Genomic DNA, 22,473 nt, shown 5'->3' on the forward strand with positions numbered 1-22,473 from the left:
TTCTTCTGGTTGGTGCCGAACCGTGAGGTGTTGCCGGTTGCTGAGGAGAAGTTGTACATGCTCCACGCTACAGTAACCGTACTGGAGTAACGGGACAGGATGCTGGTCTTGGCCTTGGGTGTGGCAAGACGGGCTTCCGGCGAGTACTTGTCGGTGGTGGATCCGGTAACGAACGGAGCAACTGCAGCGTTCCTGGTGCTGTGACAGCTCAGGCACTGGTTGTTGATCTTGGCGATCTGCGCCCTGGTGCCGTTTGCGGTATAGGCGGTACCGGTTGATCCTTCAGTATAAGTTGTGCCAGAAGGCCTGGCAGTGCCGTTCCAGATGACGAGATCGACCGGCTTGCCGGAAGTCTGGTCGTGATAGCTACTATTTATGCTGCCGTCACTGTTGGCTTCCCAGTGACACTGATAACAGTCGGCGGTGGTGACCGGCCGGCCTTGGATATGGTGAGACTGGGCGGTGAACTGGCCGGCAGCGCCGATTCGTTTAGGTGCAGCAGCCGGCACAGCGCCGGTATGGCAGCCGACACAATCGCCACCTTCAACAGAACCGTTGATATGCAGGCCAAGACCGGCAACAGTCAAGGTGCCGTTGGCATTGAAGTGCTTATGACAGTTACTGCAATTAGATGATGCAGGTGAAATGTTCTGGCTGGCAGTGTAGGCCGCATAAGCCGCTACGGCTGTATGAGCTGCGGACCGCGGTGGGAAGCCGTGACACGCTCCGCAATCAGCTGCAGTCGGGGCTGTCGCATGGTTTAAAGAAAGGAACGGCGTTGCCCAACGTGGGGCTTTGACTATTGCTGCCAACTTAGCACCAGTAGCCTTTTTGTTGGAAGCAAGAGTATCGCCATGGCAGTAGGTTGTTGCACAACTGTGTGTAGCCGAACTGTAAGTCGCCTGAAGTGTTCCTGCAAGACCGCGTGCAAGGGAACCTGTTGGGAAGGTAACTTCAGCAACACCGTTCAAGTGACCAGAAGCCGTAACTGTAGCAGGTACGACATGGCAATCTTTGCACGACGCAGAATGGCTAATACGGCTGCCGTTGGAGCTCAGGTGATTAAAGTGAGCGCCGACTTGGGTATCAGTGTTTGCAGTAACCTTAGGTATTGCCGTCGAATAAAACGGATTGCTATTTACTTGACCATGACATTTTTCGCAGACATTGCTGGAATAAGGGAAACCATTGACAGGAGCTGCGACTGATGCGCCCCAAGTCGGTTTACCAGAACCATGACAATTTGTCACATTGCAAGTACCATAATAACCTTTCGCAGGTTTGAACCCTGTTGAAGAGTATTTGGAGTAGCCTGTCAAGCTAAGATCGATCTTCTGGTTAACATGAGTAGAGCCGGCGCTTCTAGGAACAGTGGATGTCCCTGTGTAACCTGATCCATGACAGATGTCGCAGGTGTATTTCGCATTTCCAGTCTGATAAGCATGAGTGTAGTGGCTTCCAGATGTAGCGTTGGCGAATGTAGCCATATTGTTGTGGCAGCCGCCACAGTCAAGCACCGTGGTCCCCCACTTTGGCTGGCGGTAGATCGACGCCTTGGCGTTATCACTTTGGCCGTTGGAGTGACAGTAGCTGGTTCTGCAGGTTCCGTAGTACCCCTTAGCAGGCGCGAAGCCTGCAGCTGAGTACTTAGAGTAAACAGTGCTTGTTGTTTGCGTAGTATTCGAGAAATCCAGATTTATTTTCTTGTTTACGTGAGTGGCAACGCTCACTGCTGATGTGGTATAGCCAGCTCCGTGGCAATAATTACAAGCATATGCATAGTCTTTAGCATGCCGTTGATGATCGCCAGATGAAATAGTTGTAAAGGTGCTCATGTTCTGGTGGCAACCACCACAGGTAAGGGTCGTTGTTCCCCAGAGAGGCTTACGGTATGTAACTGAGGCTGAAGCATTCTGTCCCTGTGCGTTTGAGTGACAGTAGCTGTTATTGCAAGTACCGAAATAACCTTTAGCCGGAGCAAAACCTGCTGCAGAGTATTTGGAATATGCTGTATTGGGAGCAATGCCAGAAAAACTCAAATAAATGGACCGATTCACATGATTAGCAGTATTGACACTGGTTGCGGAATACCCTTTATGACAGGTGCCACATTTGAAGTTGCCATTCGCAGCGTAGTCCTGAGCATGTCGCTTATGATCACCTGTTGCGGTAGCATCAGTAGACATATTTTTATGGCAAGATCCACAAGTAACTGAAGCTGAATTACCCCATTGCACAGATGCAAAATCAGTTGAAGCCAGTGCGCCACCAGTTGCACTTTGAGCAGCGCTATGGCAGTAGATGTTAGTGCAGTTCCCGAAGCTTGTGCTCGGCGCTATCGTACCAGTAGACCCAGCAGCCCCAGTTCGATACTGAGGCGTAAACCCATTGACACCAATAAGCTTTGATCCGGTTGACAGCCGCCACTGGACGCTGGCATTGATATGTGAAAAATTCCCTGCTGACACTGTTGAATGGCACTTGCTACAGGAGAAACCATAATTCCCAGCTGTAGTAGCCACATGCTGGATGTGGCTCCCAGTCTGTGGCGGATTTGCATTTGTTACAGCATGACAGGTACCACAGGCTGCATCTGTTGAACCGCCTGTCCAACGCGGGTTGGTAGAACCATTAGCCCCGCTCCATGCACCGTGGCAATAGACATTACATGAATTACGAGCACCAGCTGCGGTGACAACAGCGGTAGCAGTATCCGTAGAGGCATAATTATAAGGAGCATTAAGAGAGGTACCACTGTAGCTTCCAAATGACCCGGCATTACTTACAGTAGATGAATAATGACTCCAGTTCGACTTATTCAGCTTAAAGCCAATCTGTACAGTGTTACCGGGATGCCCGCCAGTAGTGTTATTGAAATGACAAATCGCACAACTCATCGCTTCAGTTGTTGCATGTACTGTGTGCGCTCCAAAACTGCCGAACCCAGTAGCCTGGCTGGAATTATTTATAGCCATACCACCTGAACCGGTAGTATTTGCAGCAGGTGGATTACCATGGCAGGAATTACAACTAGCTTTAAAACCAGCTGCATGAGCATGGCAAGCAGTGCAGTCTTTTCTATTATTAGAGTGGGAAGGGTTATTCTTTGTCGTAATCTTGCTGTTACTGTACTGATGGTATTTTGTTTTATGATGACAAACTTCACAAACATTTGTTGAACCATTTAAAGCATAGGACCGCTCGTCATTACCGAAAACACCTTGCGTGGTATTCAAGGATGCTGTCATCCTCGTGAAAATTACTGATCTTTTACCAATAGGGGTCGTTATATTCTCAAGGACCCTTTTAACATTAGTTGTTGATGAAGAATGACACCATGAGCAATTCTTTGTGGTACCCCATGTCCCGTATGTAGCACTGGTGTTGTTGCTGTCATGCATTATCGGGCTGTTAAGCGCATTAGAATCAGTAACATTTGTGAACATGATCACGCTAAAGGCGATCAGGAGAGGAAAAGAACTCCTCCATTTGTTCATGCCGAGAATTTTTTTTGCTATAACCTGTCCCATGGTGACCTCACCTCGTAAGAACTATGTATGAAATTAAAGGATATATGATCAGTAAAGGCGCTCCACCCATATATCGGGTGGAGCGCAGTTAGACTTTAGAGCTTACTGTGGCAAGCCTCACAGGTGAGGCTACCAGCATTCCAGGTTACAGGTTTGGCCATGTGGCATGCTACGTTGCTACATGTCTTAGTCCCGCCATTCCACATATTTGTTGTATCAAGGGCGGACTTCGCAATGTCATAAGCAGCTGCACCATTTTTGTAATTGCTGCCGTTTCGATTCCAGTACCCGCCCGCTGCAGTATAATCGGCAAATGCGGATGTCCTGAGCTGCGCTTTCGACCTGACCTGAATCGGATTGAAAGCCATTTCAAGCTTACCGTTAACATGCATCTTAAGACCGCGTGCATTGGTATCGGTGGCGTAAATTCTGCCAGCTTCCTTAGCATCATCAGAGTGACAAGTGGTACACTTCGTGTTGTACTTATTCCTCGCAAATTCTGTCGTTACGAAGTGACAAATATTGCAGCTGATGGTCGTTGCCTGTGTTGCGTTGCCATGTGCAGATGAACGTACAGAAGAGCTGTAGTTGCTCAGCTTGCCGCTTGTCCCGTTAAAGATATCATCGGAATGAATGCCGATAGCATGAGCAGAATGGGCACCAGTAGCTGGAGCGTTACCATGACATCTATTACAACGGTCTGCTCCATAAGTAGAACTCCACACCGTTGTTGTTATGTATGCAGTAGAGCCGTTACTATGGCAGTAGATATTAGCACAGGTTACAGAGTTAGTACCAACAGAACCACCGACAGTCGGGGTATATGTTGAAGTTGGGTTCTTGGATCTCATCGTGCCAGCCGCCGTATCACTTGCCAGGATAACATCGATAGTCCCATTCAGGTGAGATGCAGAACCATAGGGGTGGCAGCTTGCACAACCAAAACTGTAGTTAGCCCATGCCGTACCAGACAATGGGTCAGACCCTGCAGACCGGTTAGATGTGTAGTTGCTCAAAGGCTGGTAGGGCAAATTCTGCTGTGCCAGCAATGTAGTTGCATAAGTTCCACCAATATGACGAAGATGTGCACCGCCGAGATTTGGGTGGCAAGAAGCACAATTAAGCGTACCGGCAGACCAGGCAATCGGCTGATAAGAGCCTTTACCGTTGGAGTGGCACATCACGTTATTACAAACATTAGCGGTAAACGTGGACTTCCACGAAGAACTCATTGTAGCAAACTTAACGTCAGTACCATTCACATTATATGTACCGTTGATATGTGTTGTAGTTGCGGCCTTGAGTGCGGTAGTGCTCCCGGCGGCAACAGTATTAGAATGGCATTTATCGCATGTGATTGAAGAGAAGCTTAAATGCTTTGCATGCGGCTGGGACGAAACCGTATGGCAAGAAGCTGTACAGTTAAGGGCACCAGCACCAGATGTCCAGGCAATAGCTGAACCAAACACACCCTTACCATTCGAATGGCAGTAAACATTGTTACAGTTACCGCCAGTATATCGAATGGAACCGCCTGCTCTGACGCCAGAGTAATCATGGAAGTTATTCACATGCTTGGTCTTATCAGCTATTGATCGGGCAGGCTTTGCATTAACAGTCTTAGCGTGACAATCTACGCACCCAAAAGCAACAACGCCAGTGAACCCAGTTCTAGTGTTAGCAACATGCTGCAGGTGTGCACCTGAGAGCGAGCCAGAGGAAGTCTCATTGGCATGGCAACCAGCACAGCCCACTGCAGTTGTAAGGGCACCTTCAGCCATCCCCCAAGTAGGGGCGATGAGAGCTGTACCACCCTTGCCATCGCTGTGACAGTAGGTTGTATTACATGAGGTGCTACCACCATTGGTCCAGGCAAATGCAGCACTATTATCCTGACCAGCTACTGTGGAATTGTAATTATACCATTTACGCCCAGTCGTTACAGAGTTGGCACTATAAAGGCCGAAATATACTTCTGCCTTCCCAACAGAGCTTCTGGAGTTGGCCAGGTTAGAATGCTGTGCTGGTGTAGAGTGGCAAGCTGCACAGGTAAAGCGGTACTGCGTCGTTGAACTGAGATTGGCCGCAGCATCATTAAATGCAGAGAAAGTATCTGACTCATAGTGTTGCTTATGAGCTCCCTTTTTGCTCGCGGATGAAAAAGACCGGAACGCAGCACCATGGCAAGAATCGCAGGCAATGACGGTGACACCCCACTGAGGGTTGCCGCCACCATGACATGCGGTATTGTTACAAGTTGTGCCTGTCCAGGTACCCCCGACTGCTGCCGAGAAGGTAACGTCACGATTACCGTCAACATGATGTGCCGTATAATCCTTAAATTTACCAACCACAGTAGAGCTTACCGTATGGTCATGACATTTAGCGCATGTTGTTGAATTTGCGCCAGTGTTTACGTGCGTGGCATGGCTATTTTCCTTACCGGTGCCTGTAGTATAGTTTGGCTCACCAGCAATGGAGTTGAATGCAGCGCCTTGAGCAGTTGTCTCATAACCATGACACCCTTTACAATCAAGAGTTGCACTGCCAGTCCAAAGCTTGCTGCCTGTCATATTCCTGAACTTAGGGGTCTTGGCACCAGAGCTATGGCAGTAGACATTCGCACATTGCGCTGCAGCAATAATTTTACCAGCCCGTGCCCCAGAGTAATCCTTGAGCTTGTTAACGTGATACGCCTGAGCGGTAATAGTCGTATTATTTGCAAAGGTGTTAATGGTCTTCACATGGCAAGCAGCGCACTGCAAGCCTGTCCCAAGACCGAGAGAAGATCCGGCTGCAGCTGGGTCAATATGAATTCTGTGTTTATTGGTGCTAAGCACATTAGCGTGTGCCGCATCGCCACCGTGACAACCACGACAGTCAAGCTGAGCGCCCCATTGTGGCTGGGTCACAACAGCTCCGTTACCGTTAGAGTGACAGTAAGTGTTGTTACAAGTACTGCTTGCATAACCTGCAGTCCCGATGGGAGTATAAAATGATGTGTCAAAACTAACCTGAATGGTGCCATTCAGATGCTGACCTCCAGCAATAAGAGCTGTGCTGCTAGTTGCAGTACTGGAGTGGCAAATATTACACGTAAGCCCTTTGCCTTGGACGTGGATCACATGGTTGTTAGCCTGATTGGTACCAACACCAGTATTTGCATATACTGGGCTAGATGATGTTCCTGCCGAGCCGTGACAACCAGTACAATCCAAGGCTACACCTGTGCCCCAAGCAACTGTTTGATATATGGGGGTACCGGATGCCTTTTTGTTACCGTTACTATGGCAGTACAGGTTCGCACAACTAGCGGGTGCGCTACCAGCAGCCTTAACAGACCCGGCTGCGGCGGTCAATGCGTCAGCTCCATTATAGAGTGGTGCGCCTGCATTAAGTGCAGCTTGAAACTTTACGTTTACATTCTTATCCACGTGATTTGCACGGGTTCCGGCAGTAATTGCACCTCCGCTTACAGTTGCGGCATGGCACGTTTCACAATTAATAACTACACCGGTCAATGTGCCATTTGCGATATGCTGCTTGTGACGGCCGGAACTAATCATATTATATGCTGGAAGAGACGAAGAATCATAACCGTGACATTTATCGCAGGAAAGCACTCCAGTTGCCCATTGAGCGTTAGCTTTACCAGTGAATGGTGCAGAGCCTTTAATCCCGCTGCTGTGGCAGTAAAGATTAGAGCAGGAACCAAAGGTAGTCTTTGTCTGGCTCGGAAGATAATTAATGGTAGTCAGAGTCCCATTGTATGATCCAGAAGCAACATTAGCAGCATCTCGGAGCGCTATATTCAGCACTCGATTGCCTGCACTTGTTGCATGAGCAAACTTGTTAGCTTCAGCAGTATGGTCAGCGTGGCACTTTATACACTTATCAGCGCCAGCGTAATAGTCATTGTGTTTTGTATGACTTCCATCAGCACCACCGGCATAACTATTACCTGCAACCCCAGCTGGTGGCATGCCATGACAATCATTGCAGTCATTTGTTGTAGCATTTGTATAAGAAAGAAGTGTTGTTGTGCCCCAAGTCGTAGTTGCCGACTCAAAGTGACAGTTTACATTGGCGCATGATCCAAGGACTGGAACAGAAGTCTGATTCTTAAACGTTGAAATCCCATTATAAAGAGCGCCAGCTTTAGGCGATCCGTTAATGCCATTTTTCAAACTAATCTGCCCATCCTGATGACTATTTGTATAATTAGTCATATTGTGACAGACATTACATGTTACTGGTGGTGCACCGGAAGAAAGGTGCGTCTGGTGGTTACCTTTAAAAGAACCGGTATTCGGGTCGCGTGAAGTAGAGTCGGCTGGCGGCATCCCGTGACAAGAACTGCAGGTCAGAGAGTATTGAGGTGCTGCATGGGCTACTCCCCCCAAAAACAAAGCAGTAATTAGTGAGACAAACCAGAGTATACTTGGTTTCGTTTTGCATCCCACCTTGAAATCTCTTTCCATTGCTAGCTCCTTATCGATCACTGGGAACAGGGTAACTCTTAAGAATTAAATGGTCCTATAAATGGACGTATCTTAGCCTTACATCTATCCTATTGTCAACTTTGTTTTAGATAGGTGGTAGCGGCGACGGTAACCCGTCGCCGCTACACCATTAACGACATTTACTTCTCAGTGCTCCATTTGAGCGACTTGCCGATATGACAGTTCAGGTTGAAGCAGGTACCTGACTTGTTGTTCGGCGGGGTAACGAACTTGGCACTTGAGTAAATGCTGAGTGTGCCAGACTTGAACTGCTTGGTCTGTGTAAGTTTTACGCTTACGTTGGCAATGTTCGACTTGACCGGTGTTGTCCCGTTATGGGCGCTGCTACCAAGGTTATGACAGGTAGCACAAGCATTGAAGCCATCACCCGGTTTTGCTGTCGGAGACACGTGAGCGGCAACCGAGTGTGCGCCACCACCACCTGAGTAGTCTTCGAACTTAGCGCCGGTGTAGTTGTTGAGACGACCGATGTTAGACTTAATGCTATAACCGACGTTACGAGCGACAGGTGGGTATCCATGGCAGCTATCGCATGCAGAAGCAGCGAATGCGGCAACTCCACCACCAGCATGCGTGTGACACTGGAGGCAGTTTGTAGTGAAGTGGACTGTCTCAGCAACACCGGCACGATAGTACTTGGTTGCACGGTGACACACCTGGCAGAGGCCCCGGTTAGTTACGAGGTTTACGAACTCTGTCCCGGTAAATGAGATTGACTGAGTTGTTGTACTAAAGAACGCAATCTGGTTCGTGATCATGTGGCTGTTTGTGCCACTGCCGTGCGGATTGTGGCAATTGCGGCAGCCTAGAGCAGACTTGCCGTCTGCTGCTACGTAGTGACCCGGAAGGTTCCTTGCAGCTGTACCCACAGTGGTAGTGTTGTGGCATACCGTACATGATGTATTGTCGTTTTTGTTCATTCCTGTACCGAAGCTAGGCTTGAGACGGTTGCTATCGCCGAGCGTACCAGTGATGTGACTTGAATTAGCATCGTGACAATCCGTACATGCGTTGCCTGACTTGCCAGTACCGATATTGCCAGCTCCGTGGCCGTAACTAGAGAAGTTGTTCATGAGAGGAGCTGTAGTACCGCTGATTACCGAGGCAGTTGTCACGTGACAACTGCGGCAGGCCACTGCTCCAGTTGACCAAGCAGCCACTGCGGCACCGGAAGCGATCTGCTTGTGACAGTTTGTCGTACAGTTACCTGTAGTAAGAACGTTAAATGACTTATCGATGTGTGTTGCGCCGTTTTCAGCTGTATAGGTGTGGCACTCTACGCAGCCGACTGTTGCCGTCTTGCTCAACTTAGGACCGTTGGAGCTACTGAAGTGAGCAAAGTGGGTATTGTTGCTAGCAAAAGTTGCTGCCAGACTGTGGCAAGTACCGCATGCGCCGTCAGCTGCTGTGGTCCAGCGAAGTGCTGCTGGGGCAACGAATGTGCCTTTACCGTTACTGTGGCAGTAAACGTTGGAGCACTGCTGTGATGCATAGCCTGCACCAGTGTTGAATGCGTCGTAGTTAACATCTTTTACTGCGTTGACGTGGGTAGCAAGACCAGTTGTAGCATTTAGCGTTCCATTGGAACCAGCTGCTACCGTGTTAGCGTGACACTTGTCGCAGGTGTAAGCGAAACCTGTGCCGCCGCTTACGTGACGTCCGTGAATCGAGGAAAGCCCTGTTCCGCCAGTGCCTGTCGAACCGCCGTGACATGCAGTACATGCAAGCGCACCGTTGGTCCATGTAGGAGATACATAGTTATTGGTGCCGCCAGCTGGTGCTGCGTTGGAGTGACACCATACAGTCGAGCAAGTTCCGTTCGTCCAGGCGTAGCCCTTGTCAGCTGTCTGGGCTGTACCTGGAGCATAAGCAGGTGTTACTGCCCCGACAAACGGGTTATTGTACATAGAGCGATACTTGAAGCTGGTGGCAGCGTCGTCACCATACTTTACATTGCTTCTCCATACTGTGGAGTTGTTGGAGAATACAACGTTTGCAGCTTGAGTTGTCGAAACAGCACCACCGGCATGTGCAGCACCAGTGAGAGGCGATACAGGCTTGGTTGCGTGGCATTGATCGCATGCATAGTTGTAATAGGTTCCAGCATTGCCTGCGTGACGCTGGTGGGCACCGACGAATCCGCCGGCCTGAATACCTGCGCCCTGGTTAGAGTGGCAGGAATCGCACTTGAGTGTCCCGTTGGCTCCCCATACAGGGGCTGTGCCTGTACCGTGACAATAGGTGTTTGAACAGGATCTCGCCACATTGTTGTACGAACCAGAGATAGTCGCAAATGGAAGCAACTTGAAACGTGCATCTACAGTCATGTCAACGTGGTCGGTAGAACCTGTGGCGATCGTCGTTCCTGTTGTGGTTGTCTTATAGTGACAGTTCACGCAGTCAGCCGCGCTTTTAACGTGTGCAGCATGGCTGTTTGCTGTCAGCGAACCGGCTGCGCCACTTGCATAGTTAGGAGACCCGTAGGTTGCTGCCGAACCGTGGCATCCGTCGCAACCAAGGGTTGAAGCGGAGAACCAGTTATCGGTTGCCATGGACTTGAATGTACCTTTGCCGTTGCTATGGCAGTAGAGGTTTGCGCAGACACCGGTTGAGCTTACATAGTTAGCCGAGCCGCGGGCCTTGGCGCCTGAATAGTCGTTCAGCTTGTTAGCGTGCTTGCTACGGTCAACCCATGCACCTGCAACAGAACGAACCGCGGAGTGACATTCACCGCAGCTAAGGCCCGTACCGATAGCCGGATTGAATGTTGTGCTGACGTGAACTGAATGCTTACCGGAGAGCAGGTTTGAACCACTGGTGGATTGATGACAACCAGAACATCCAAGGCTTGTAGCAGACCCCCACCATGTCTTGCTGCCTGTAAGGTTGCGGAATACCATTGCAGTACCAGGCTGGCCGCCGTCCTGTGCGTTACTGTGACAGTAGACGTTCTGGCAGGTGCGGGTTGTATCAAGACCAGGAGCATGTCCGGTAGAAGGATACGAGCCACCCCATGTTGCGGTGAAACCTACGTCTACTTTATTGTTCACGTGATTGGCAACATTGCTTACCGTTGTATTATCGCTAACAGTGGCATTATGGCAATCTACGCAGCCATAGTTATAATAGGTATTTGCCGTTGCGTAGTCAGTCCCACGTGCATGCTTGGTGTGCCTACCAGTTGACATTAGCCTGAACTTGCCGTTGACTGCGCTGGTCCCACCATGGCAACCCGTACAGTTTGAAGGCATTGCGCCACCCCAGCGAGGAGTTGACATAACGCGGAACGTGCCGCTAGCTGCCGTACCGTAGCTATGACAATAAATATTAGTACATGTCGCTGCTCTGGTTCCAGGAGTAAGTGCAGTTTTACCAGTTGAAGCATTAACACCGTTATAAGTACCATTTACAGCTGTCGAGGTATTGCTGTACTTAACGGTTACAAGGCGGTCAACGTGATCTGCGAGACTTACAACCGCATTTGTGCCGTTGACAGTTGCTGCATGACACTTGTAACAAGCATAGGGAGTAGCAATTGTGGCATTCACGTGCTTTCCGTGAGTGCCTGTTGACAGAGTAGTGCCTGTTATGTGACAGCTGCTGCAGTTGAGATTCGTGCCCCACTGCGGCGTCGTCTGCACAGTAAACGTTGAGTTATTAGTACCATTGCTGTGACAGTAGAGGTTAGCACAGTTGCCAAGCAGCCTGGAACCACTCTGACTCGGGAGGTAATTAAGACCTGTCCCCGAATAGGAGCCCTCAGCAAGCTTTACCTTAATACCGCGATTGCCAGCACTAGTTGCGTGCTGAAATGTCGGAGACGAAGAATAGTCAGGGTGACACTTATTGCAGCCATTAGTTGCAAACGTGTAATATGAGTCATGCTTAGTGTGGCCGGTCGATGTTCCCGGAGAGGCATGACACTCGGAACAACTAGCAGTTGAGGAGAAATTTGCAGCACCCCAAGTGCGGGTCCCAGACTCAAAGTGGCAACTTACATCACTACATGAGCCGAGCACAGGAATTGAAGTCTGATTTTTAAAGGTTGCAATTCCGTCATACCTAGCAGCACCCTTTGGCGATGCATTAATATTAGATTGAAAGGAAATTTTCCCGTCCTGATGACTATGCGAATTATCCGTCATATTATGACAGCTATTACACACAGTCAAAGCGGGGTTTGCAATCTGCACATGCCTCTGATGGTTACCCTGAAACGCTCCTGTATTGGGGTCCCTTGTCGCACCATCCAAAGGGGGGTTGCCGTGACACGAGCCACATGTCAAAGCGTACTGAGGCTCTGCACCGACGATGCCTACACCTGACACAAACACCAAAGATGTCAGTGTGAGCAGCGCTAGCAAGCCTGCCATTCCGTAACGTCTTCCCATAGATTTTCTCCTTTTAGCAATTTTTCTCATATATTTTTCGTGACCACCTGGTCATATAACTGCAAGTTCGCGTTTTAACCGCGGAAACTATATTAACCCATTATTACATTACTTAATTAAGCCGCCTGTAATTACTTGGGTTTCCCCCACTAAAGATGAAAATTACGACTTCAATTTTCAAAAAAAGAACTCAGATGCATAGATACTATGCAAGGTAGGAACCAATTTTAACCTTTACCTTAAAGTTCTATCGCCAAATCATGCTCCACCTTTAGCATTATTTTATGCCGCAAATTCGAGCACATTGACTATCCTCGGCGGCAAAATCGCGTTAATTAGATAATTGATCAATAGATTAGGGATTTCTGGTGTGTTCAATATGGGGGCATTAATAGATTTTTAGTACAACGATTCGACAATGGATTTTTGAAGCATTAACCCGAAGCGGACGGACAACTAACCAAGCAACAAATAAAAAAGGGGATGGTCAAATAACCATCCCCTTTAAAACTACTTAGAAACGTTACCTATCTTTGCTCCAACGCGGAGTTGGCTGATAATGGCAACTAACGTTCATACATGATCCGGTTTTATTAGCAGGAGGTGCCACCAATTTCGCTCCTGAGTAGATGATCTGCAATGAGTTATTGAACTTGGAAGCCGAATCAATGGCAATTGTAATAGCGTCTACTTTTGCAAGGTCACCGTTCATTGTGTGAGATTTTGGATCCTTTGTATCTCCTGCAGAGTGACATGAAGCGCAACGTGACCAGCCATCTTTTGGACGAGCAAAGTCTGGCACATGGTTCATATGTGCACCACCGCCACCAGAATAGTCTTCAAACCTAGCGCTTGAGAAGTTACCAGAGAAACCATAAGTTGTCTTGTAGGTTGTAGCATAAAGTGGATCAGTGTTCGACATCTTAACTGATGACTTTGGAATCGGCGGATAGCCATGACAACTATCACACTCACCGTTAACTGCAGCAAATGCACCCTTAGGAGTATTATGCAGATGGCAGCTTAAGCATGCTTTGGTGTTGTTGTGAGTCTGACCGGTAGCACCGGCGCGATAGAATTTAGTTTGAGTATGACACACCTGACAGAGGCCTCTACCATCAGCGGAAATGAAGCTCTCGACTAAAGCATTATCATTATAAGTTATCGGCCTAGAGGTGCTGTTAATAAACGCGAATGAAGTCCTAATCGATGCCTTGTTGGATGACCCATGAACGTCGTGGCAAACAGCGCAGGACATGGTAAATGTTGATTTACCGTAATCACTAGGCATGAAGTGAGTGCTCATGTTTCTATACTGAACATTTGTCACTTCTGATGCACTCTTATGGCAGTAGTTGCACTCGTTGTTAATAGTACTACCAGTATTGATAAGTCCAGACTTGAGCCGTTTGGTATTACCGTTGCTTGCGACACCAAAATGTTTGGAATCCTGGTCGTGGCAAGCCTTGCAGGACTTACCGATAGCAGGCTTACCGTGTCCCAATGTAACAGATGATGTCTTGTCAGCTGCTGTCTTGCCATCTATCACTGAAAGATTTCCGGTGTGGCATGTTTCGCACTCAAGACGCACCTGAGGTTCAGTCCTCCAGTCCGGCAAACTGTTTTTATGGCAACCAATGCAAACTGTATTATTAGGGGCATCAATATTGCCATCTACATGATTTACAGGATACGTGTGGCAGTAATTACAGGAAACAGGTGTCGACTTGGAATCAAGAGGACCATAAGCACTTGATAAATGGGCAAAGTGAGCATATTTATCTCTTGACGATCCTGCAGAAGCAAAGTGACAGGCACCGCAGGCACCGGTTGCGGGATTAGACCACACAGGCAAAGTAATTGGTGCTGAGCCCCTACCATCGCTGTGACAATAGACGTTTTCACAAGCAGTTCCATCAAGTGGCCGACCACCAAGCATTCCCGAGAAGCTTCTATCCTTATAGCCGTTAATGTGGGTACCACCCGTTAACCTTGCTTCAGGAGTGAGGGTAGTATTGTCTAACACAGTATTCTTATGACAGTTCACACAACCAGTTAATTTACCGCTTGAAAGGTGCTTTGTGTGAGCGTTTGTTGTAGGTGTTGCTTCATGGCACTGATTACAACGTGCCAACTGTGGCTGCATGCCAATAATAGAGTTTATATTATGCCCCCAAGTCACAGACTTGAAAACTGGAGTGGTATTGGCTGGCAGACCGTTACTATGGCAATAAACATTTGAACATGTACGTGTAACAGTATCATATCCAGGTGTGTACCCTGAAGGTGCCAGTGCGGCTTTGGTACCATTCACACTCTTAAAGATATCCTGAAAAACACCATTGCCATGCAATGCCGACCCTTGAGGAGCTTTATGACACTCATTACAGCTGAACACATAATAGTTATTTGCAGAGGCCGCACCAGCAGCATGGCTTTGATGTGGAGTCTGCGATTCATCTAACGCTCCGGCTACGCTTTTGTAGCCTTTTGCGTACCCCATTGGGCCACCCTCTTGATCGACTCGTGGGGGCATACCATGACAATCTGTGCAATTTGCGGAGAAACCAGCCTTGTGTATATGACACTGCTCGCATGTAGCAGCTGATGTTGGTGTCTTGTGCTGCTCAATAGTATCAGGCAGCGATTTGTGACAAGCCAAACAGACACCAAAAGCATTTTTATTATAGTTTCGCTGAGAAACCGAAGTGTATTGGAATATAACTTTTGGGCTTCTCCCGTTAGAAATAGATGATGAGTACGCCATAAAACGTTTAATCAGGAATGCGTTTGGAGTGCTATTGCCGGCATCGGCATCATATTGAGCCTCATCAACATGGGCACCATGACAGTCAGAGCACTGGATATTTTGTTGCTTCCGCAAACCGTTATGACTTTTTACTTTTGCATTAAGTCTCTCTGCCTCGGGAATTATCGGATCATCAGTGGTCTTGTGACAGTTAGTACAGATGTTCCGATCCGTAGCGGTTCTACCTCTAAGATCAGTCCTGAGAAGGTAGCCTTTTGAACTTGAAAGCCCGTTATAAATAACTGATGAAAAATTATCCATAGTCCTACTATTTGAGTCAGAGTGATGTACTCCATGGCAAGTAGTGCAAAGAACTTTACCCTTTTTAGTTAAATTCATGGCAGATGTATGGTTGTCTGGATTAGAATTTACTGGTGGGTAAAAGTACTCAGCAGACTTTCGCTTAGCAACAGAACTATAGTTAATATTTACTGGGTGAGAGCCATCTTTTTGTGAGCGCACGTCTCTAGGTCTATGGCAATCCAAGCACATTTGGTCATCATCATTATTAACGCGAAGAAACGGAGGGGTTACTGAGTCGGTATAACCATCAGCACCGTGTACTGCGTGGCATCTCCCACAGTAAAGCTTACCGACAAACAAACTAGCAACCGCAGGATCGTCAGGGTTTGTTCCGTTAAGGTACCGATTAGTGGGAGGCACGGCACCGACTCGGGGATTATTATCTGAGTTTTCCCAATTGTGCGAGCTCTGCATTGAGCCTGCTTTCATAACACCTAAGCTAGGGCCGGTCTGAACAGATTGGTCTGTAATCACGAAAGGATATATCTGTGCATATCGTGGATCACTGGAGCCATAGCGATGGCAGTTCATACAGACGTTATTAAAACCAGAGTTACCCAATGTCTTATGAGTCTGATGGCACTTTGTATTACAATCAGAATCTGTGTCATGTGGCGGTGTTGATGCCATTACTGAGCACGGCAACAAAATCAATAGTGCAACTGCAATCAAGCTACTTTTGAAACACGACTTGGTCATAGCACGCTCCTGAGAAAGCATGTAAAGTTTCCTTGTACACGTATTGTCATTATATCTAATAATATCATTTGTTAGTATGACACACTGTATCCGTTTAGCTTCCTAACAATAAGGAGACAGTCTACAATGTCAATATATCCATCAGGGTTCGCAACGCCATTATTTAATGGACCAATATCGCCGTGAGCAAGTTGCTGCGGAGTAAGGACTTGAAAGTTCGGCGCATTTGCGTAATCAGGAGCAACCTTGGGACCGAATGCGGACACTTTAGTAAGACAAAGGTCTACGTCTGATATATCAAAACTAGCATCAGCATTTAAGTTACCATCTGGGCTAGCAGGAAATGACCTTGTCACGTTGCCAGCCGCGTCTTTAGCTACTATGACGGTTGCATATGGATCTCTGGCAGTCAAAGTACCATTTGCTACCGACCATGACCTGCCAGAGTCAGTATAATTAACGACAGCGGTTGGTATTTCTGCATTAGTTACAGCATCATACACTTTAACTGAAGCACCAGGCTCAATGGTGCCAGAGTAAACAGTCTGACCGCAAACACCACCCGTTTCCGGGCAAGCGCTAGCACAACCTACCAAAACACCCTGGTTGTAAGTACAATTAATTGAACTGTATTTCGGGCTAAAGTCAATCTTTGGCGCCGTCTTATCATAAATAATATTTCTAACGACTTGGCTAACTGCTCCGTTTGAATCATTTGCAGAAAGAATTACCGGATATGAACCTTCTGCATCAAAACTGACATTGAATGGGGCAAGACTGGCAACTACACTAGTAGTGCCCTTAAAGGTAGCAGTCAGAATTACCGCGGTGCCGTCCATGGCCTTTAACTGATAGGAAGAAGAATTAGAGGCAGTATCAACCTTTGGCTCCACCATTGTAGCCTCAGGATTCGCAGGATCATAAACTAAAGTAACTTTTGCAATTGAACCATCAGATGCTTCAATCTGAATATCGTTTAACCCGTCTTTTGTCACAGAATCATAATTTAAATTAAATCTCGTACTCCATGTTTTGTTCACAGCATCAAACTGATCAACGTTAGCCCCATTTACCTTTAACCAGGTAAGAGGCTTATCAAAAGTACCTGACAAAGACTGTCCATTTGCATTGGTAACAACCGACGCATCAGCAACATCCGGCGATGTCATGGCAATCTTTGCCTTGCTCGGATCATAATTAACAAGATTCAGCTTTCTACCATCTTTCTGAGAATCTGGGATTTTGGTAACATTCCCTGCAAGATCCGTAGCGACGACATTATAGGCAAGAGCGCCAGACATGGCTACACTGAATATCCCGTGATTAGTAATTGTAGCCTGCTTAACTTCCAAGGGAGCCACTAAGTCCGGGTCAACCCCTGGGTTGTAAATATTTACGACTACATCTTTAAGCAACCCTTCAGTATCGGAAACCAAACCAGTTATATTTTGAACCTGGTCACTTACTATAGAGTTATGAGCCACGGCAGATATTTTCAATTTCGGCGCAGTTGCATCCAATATAACATTATGCACTGTCTGCTTTGCAGTGATCGAGTTTTTCGTTGCCTCTACAGTAATACTCTGGTTGTTGCCAGGCTCAAGAGTTAATCCTGCCAGAGTCCAACGAGAATTTGCGACTGCGGCAGGATAACAGGTAGGACTTGGATTACAAACACTCACTGTATCGGCATCAGTGTCCCCAGCCAAAGACAATGACGCAGTTTTAACATAGTACGGAATAGGATCGACTTTTATGGAAGGCCCATTAACAACATAGCGCACGCTTGCAGATTTGCTATCAGTAGATGTAGATGAATTTTGAGCAACTACCGTTATCTGATTATCTATAAAACTAGGAGTTGCATATGCGACAAGCCCTGACAGATTGCATGACCATGCCGTTCCATTAACTGTTCCCCTAACAACAGGCACACCATTTAAAACACACGAAACAGCAGAACCCGCAGTAACAGTGCCACCAATCGAAACCGATGAGGTATTAACTACATTATATGGAATATCGAGAGTCAGCACAGGAGGAGCGGGCACACTAGTAACTGGAGTAGTCCCACCATCCACACCATAAACAACAACATTACCCTTGCCATTAACAACAATGAGACGCTTACGCATTTGGTCGAATGCAGCATCCACAGGAAGAAACAATTCTCCTTTTGCTGAATCCAAACCATAATCACCAATAAAACCCAAAAATACAGGGCTCGAATTAACATTCGCTACGCCCGCAGGATCTATAACCTGTATGGTACTATTAAATGTATCAGTTACATACATCCGCTTAAGAGTCACACCATCAGCTGCATACTGAAACGTCACCGACTGAGGACTCGAAAAGGACAGAGCCCCGGCAGGACCATTAACACCAATACCACGAACATATGTGCCATCTTTTGCATAAAAACGAACACATTTACCGTCAGGATTACCCAAAACACGTTCATCAACAACCGCAAGTAAACCACTCTGCTTCTCATAAGCTATAAACGTAGGCACGCTAGTAGGAACCCCTAAATATTTACCTGTTCCAACCGGGGCACCCCTCACACTAAACACACTTTTATAAGCGCCATCAAACCCAAACTTATTTACCGTTAGCGCCTTAACATCAACAACATAGATACTACCTGCCGCCCCAACACCATCATCTACCGTAATACCATCAGCGAACCCAAAACTAGCCTCTTGACCAGAGCTATTTTTAAGACGTGTAATCTCAAGACCACTAACAGAATCTATAATAGCCGCAAACGAATGAATATAATCGGCAATGGTGACGGCAAGATTCCCATTAGGCAACTCCACAATCGACTGAGGTATCCCGGCAGTTTTAATCCTTCGCAGCAATACCCCAGAAGCATTATATTTCATAATTCCACTATTACGTGGATCAGAAACGTAAAACCCTCCATCAGCACAAACCGTAATCCTGATTGGAGCCCGCAGCTCAGTAGCAGCTGCCCCCAAAGAACTTGCCCACGTAGGCATTGAAATCGCTGCAGCAGTCATAGGCAGCGAAATAACTGCCACTATCAGCGAGATGACCAGCAATGTTAGTTTAGTTTGAACTCGTGCCGCCATTTTATTTCCTCCGGTTTTATTGGAGATTCGTTACTTGTTATTTTGGTTTCCAGGGTTACAGTATTAACATTAATGCAACATAGATGCCTATAACTTGCAGCCTGCTGGCAGTATTTTCTACTAAGCAGCTTAACAGCATCAATATCCACTCATTCCGTACAGTTAGCAGGCATTTATGTATTGCGTTGGCATTATAGCCAAGTTATTTCAGAAAACCAAACTTTTTCATCCTGTACCTGAAAGCATCAATACCCAGATTTAGTTTTTTTGCAGCCTTAGACTGATTCCAGTCGCAGTTTTCGAGAGCTTGTCGAATCAACTCCTTTTCAACCTCTTCGATATCAACACCTTCTGGTGGCAGCTTAAAGGTGGTTGTTTGCGGAACCGCAGAAGCAGATGATTTTGCTACGATTTCTAACGGTAGATGTTCTAGAAGCAGGGTGTCTTCATTCCCTAAGATTATTGCCCGCTCAATAACATTTTTAAGCTCTCTCACGTTCCCGGGCCAATTGTAGTCTGCCAGCATTTTCTCAGCTAAGCCAGATATCCCTTTTACACACTTATTGAACTCTTTATTGAACACATCGATAAAATGTTGAGCAAGGAGCAGAATGTCATCTTTGCGCTCCCTCAGGGGAGGAAGATATATGGGAATGACTTGCAGGCGGTAGTAAAGGTCATTTCTAAAGTTTTTCTCTTCTATCGCTTTTAGCAGGTCTCTGTTAGTTGCAGAAATAATCCTGACATCAACAGATATCGCTTTAGTACCTCCGATCCTCCTGAAATTTCTATCTTCAAGAAACCGCAGCAGCTTTGCCTGCATCCCAAAATCCATATCACCAATTTCATCAAGAAACACCGTGCCGCCATCGGCCAGTTCAAACAGGCCCTTCTTCGTCACTTTGGCGTCAGTAAAGGACCCCTTTTCGTGGCCGAAAAGCTCACTCTCAAGCAACGTAGCAGGAACAGCGGCACAGTTAATGGCGACAAACGGCTTTTCTGATCGGCTCGAAGCAAAATGCACCCATTTCGCAACTAACTCCTTACCAGTACCAGATTCCCCTTGAATCAGAACGGTGGAAGCTTCGCTTTTAGCAACCTTTTGCATCATATCCAGGACATTCGCCATATGACGACTTTTTCCTATAATATTCGGGGAGCCAAATTTCTTATGCTCACTTCTGAGGCTAGCAACTTCTCGGCGAAGGTCCGAAGTCTCAAGGGCCTTTTTAATGACGATTGCCATTTCTTCCAGATTAAACGGCTTATTTATATAATCATAAGCCCCAAGTCGCATAGCAGTAACTGCCGTTTCAAGGGCTCCCTGTGCCGTCACCATGATCACAACGATATCTTCGTCATTTTCTTTTATTTTTTCGAGGACTTGAATCCCGTTCAACCCAGGGAGCTGCACATCGAGAAGAACAAGATCAGGCTGCTCTTCACGGGCTATTCTTAAGGCATCCTCACCAGTCCCAGCGGTCAACACGTCATAACCCTGTTTTTTAAGATTTTGCTCAAGGGACCAGCGAATCAGGTGCTCGTCATCGACAACGAGGATACGTGTTTTTTTCATTGCAGCTCCTTTACATCTTGAATCGCGACCGGTGGCAGCCCATTATCATTGCGCAAATCCGTTTTCAGGACCCCCGGGAGATCGATTATGAATTTAGTTCCCTTGCCACACTCGCTTGTCACATTAAGTACACCATTGTGCTGACTAACAATCTTGTGACAAATTGCCAGTCCTAATCCTGTTCCTTGTGCTTTGGTAGTAAAAAACGGGGTGAACAGCTTTTCCAGAACTTGGTCCGGAATTCCTTCACCGGTATCGGCAATAGTAATGTGAACAAAGAGCTTACCCTCAACCTCTGACTGCTCGGTTACCAAGGTCAATTCGCCCCCCCCCGGCATTGCCTGAAAGGCATTGAGAATAAGATTGAGAAAAACCTGCTGCATCTGCTTTGGGTCAACATAAACGTAAGGGAGATCTTCGGCAATCAGGAGTTTCTTATCTATATGTTTGCCTCCTTTATACTGGGAAGCAAAAACCAACGTCTTATTCAAAATCGCATTTATGTCAGCGTAAACAAATTCAGGGGGAGAAGGCTTCCCGAAAAACAACATATCATTTACTGTCTTATCAAGTCGCTTAACCTGATCAAGAACCTCGTTCAGAATATCAGCACGAGGGTCTGCTTTGTCAAAATCCTCCTTGATAATGCTTATTGCTGCGGCTATCCCGGTAAGAGGGTTCTTTATTTCATGGGCAATTCCTGCCGCCATCTCCCCAACCGAAGCCAAGCGATCGGCTCGCTCCATCTGTTGGAAGTGAAACTGCTCCAATTCCTTCTTGGCGATATCGAGACGGTCAACCATTGAGTCAAAGCTCTTAGCCAACTGCCCCACTTCATCCTTGCCAATATAGTGCATGCGAACGGTAAGATCGCCCCTCTCAACTTTCTCCATATTGTTTACGAGCAGGTTTAAAGGCTTGCGTACGAACTTTAGCAACACCATAGATATGGCGATTGAGAGGAAAGAGATTATTGCAGCGGTCGAAATAAAAAAGAGCTTGGTCGCCTCCAGCATCCGTTTCTGTGTCTCTGAAAGCGAATAGTTGACATTAAGCACGCCGATGACTCTTGCCTTATGACCGTGACAGGCATGGCAGGGTTCTTCATTGTAAATGGGCTTTATCATCTTGAGAAGGTCGCCAACCCCATCGACTGTATAAACCCCTTCTTTCTTATTATGCACAAAAAGATTGTAGTCCGAGCGATCAACCGGCTTGCCCACTTCCATCGGGTGGGAAGAACGCAGGACAATACCATGGGGATGAAAGATTCTAACGCTGGTCAGCTTTGGGTTTTGTCCTACCATTTCGAGAATTACCTGGACATCTTCAGTATTCCCGATGCGCATGGAGTTATAAATACTGGCTTCAACAGTACGCAACAGCAGATCCGTGTTTTCTCGTGCAGAATTAATAAGTTGCGTCTGCTCTTTTCTGAGATTCAAAAAAGCAAAAAAACTTATGCCAAAGGCCAGCAAAGTAATCGATATGCATATGACCCTGGTTGTCAGGCTACGAAATATCAACCATGCTCCTTTAAA

The 22,473-nt window shown here is 47.0% G+C and carries 7 protein-coding genes and 2 pseudogenes; all 9 read right to left on the reverse strand.

The window, feature by feature from the left end; translation table 11 throughout:
* On the reverse strand, window positions 1–1,835 hold a 1,835-nt coding region (locus tag KI809_RS05390; RefSeq protein WP_246559254.1), incomplete at its 3' end, for a CxxxxCH/CxxCH domain c-type cytochrome.
* Between the two features lie 15 nt (window positions 1,836–1,850).
* Window positions 1,851–3,530 (reverse strand): annotated as a pseudogene (locus KI809_RS20925) (CxxxxCH/CxxCH domain c-type cytochrome); the annotation flags it as partial.
* A gap of 95 nt (window positions 3,531–3,625) precedes the next feature.
* A complete protein-coding gene (locus KI809_RS05395) occupies window positions 3,626–8,011 on the reverse strand; it encodes a CxxxxCH/CxxCH domain c-type cytochrome (protein WP_214170525.1) in 4,386 nt (1,461 codons plus the stop codon).
* Between the two features lie 161 nt (window positions 8,012–8,172).
* Window positions 8,173–11,601, reverse strand: a complete 3,429-nt coding sequence (locus KI809_RS05400) for a CxxxxCH/CxxCH domain c-type cytochrome (protein WP_337833279.1) — start codon at window positions 11,599–11,601, stop codon at window positions 8,173–8,175.
* A 12-nt stretch (window positions 11,602–11,613) separates the two neighbouring features.
* Window positions 11,614–12,474 (reverse strand): annotated as a pseudogene (locus KI809_RS20930) (CxxxxCH/CxxCH domain c-type cytochrome); the annotation flags it as partial.
* Window positions 12,475–12,967: 493 nt separating this feature from the next.
* The gene (locus KI809_RS05405) at window positions 12,968–16,255 is read right to left on the reverse strand and encodes a multiheme c-type cytochrome (RefSeq protein WP_214170527.1); all 3,288 of its coding nucleotides are present in this window, start codon (window positions 16,253–16,255) and stop codon (window positions 12,968–12,970) included.
* A 71-nt stretch (window positions 16,256–16,326) separates the two neighbouring features.
* On the reverse strand, window positions 16,327–19,356 hold the full coding sequence (locus KI809_RS05410) for an NHL repeat-containing protein (protein ID WP_214170528.1): 3,030 nt from the start codon (window positions 19,354–19,356) through the stop codon (window positions 16,327–16,329).
* Window positions 19,357–19,558: 202 nt separating this feature from the next.
* Window positions 19,559–20,932 (reverse strand): sigma-54-dependent transcriptional regulator, encoded by a 1,374-nt coding sequence (locus KI809_RS05415; protein ID WP_214170529.1) that lies wholly within the window; start codon window positions 20,930–20,932, stop codon window positions 19,559–19,561.
* Window positions 20,929–22,410: an ATP-binding protein gene (locus KI809_RS05420; RefSeq protein ID WP_435052244.1), complete on the reverse strand. Its 1,482-nt coding sequence runs from the start codon at window positions 22,408–22,410 to the stop codon at window positions 20,929–20,931. The genes KI809_RS05415 and KI809_RS05420 overlap by 4 nt, the downstream gene beginning before the upstream one ends.
* Window positions 22,411–22,473 lie beyond the last annotated feature (63 nt).

Origin of the sequence: Geoanaerobacter pelophilus, from assembly GCF_018476885.1 — a bacterium.
Lineage (GTDB): Bacteria > Desulfobacterota > Desulfuromonadia > Geobacterales > DSM-12255 > Geoanaerobacter > Geoanaerobacter pelophilus.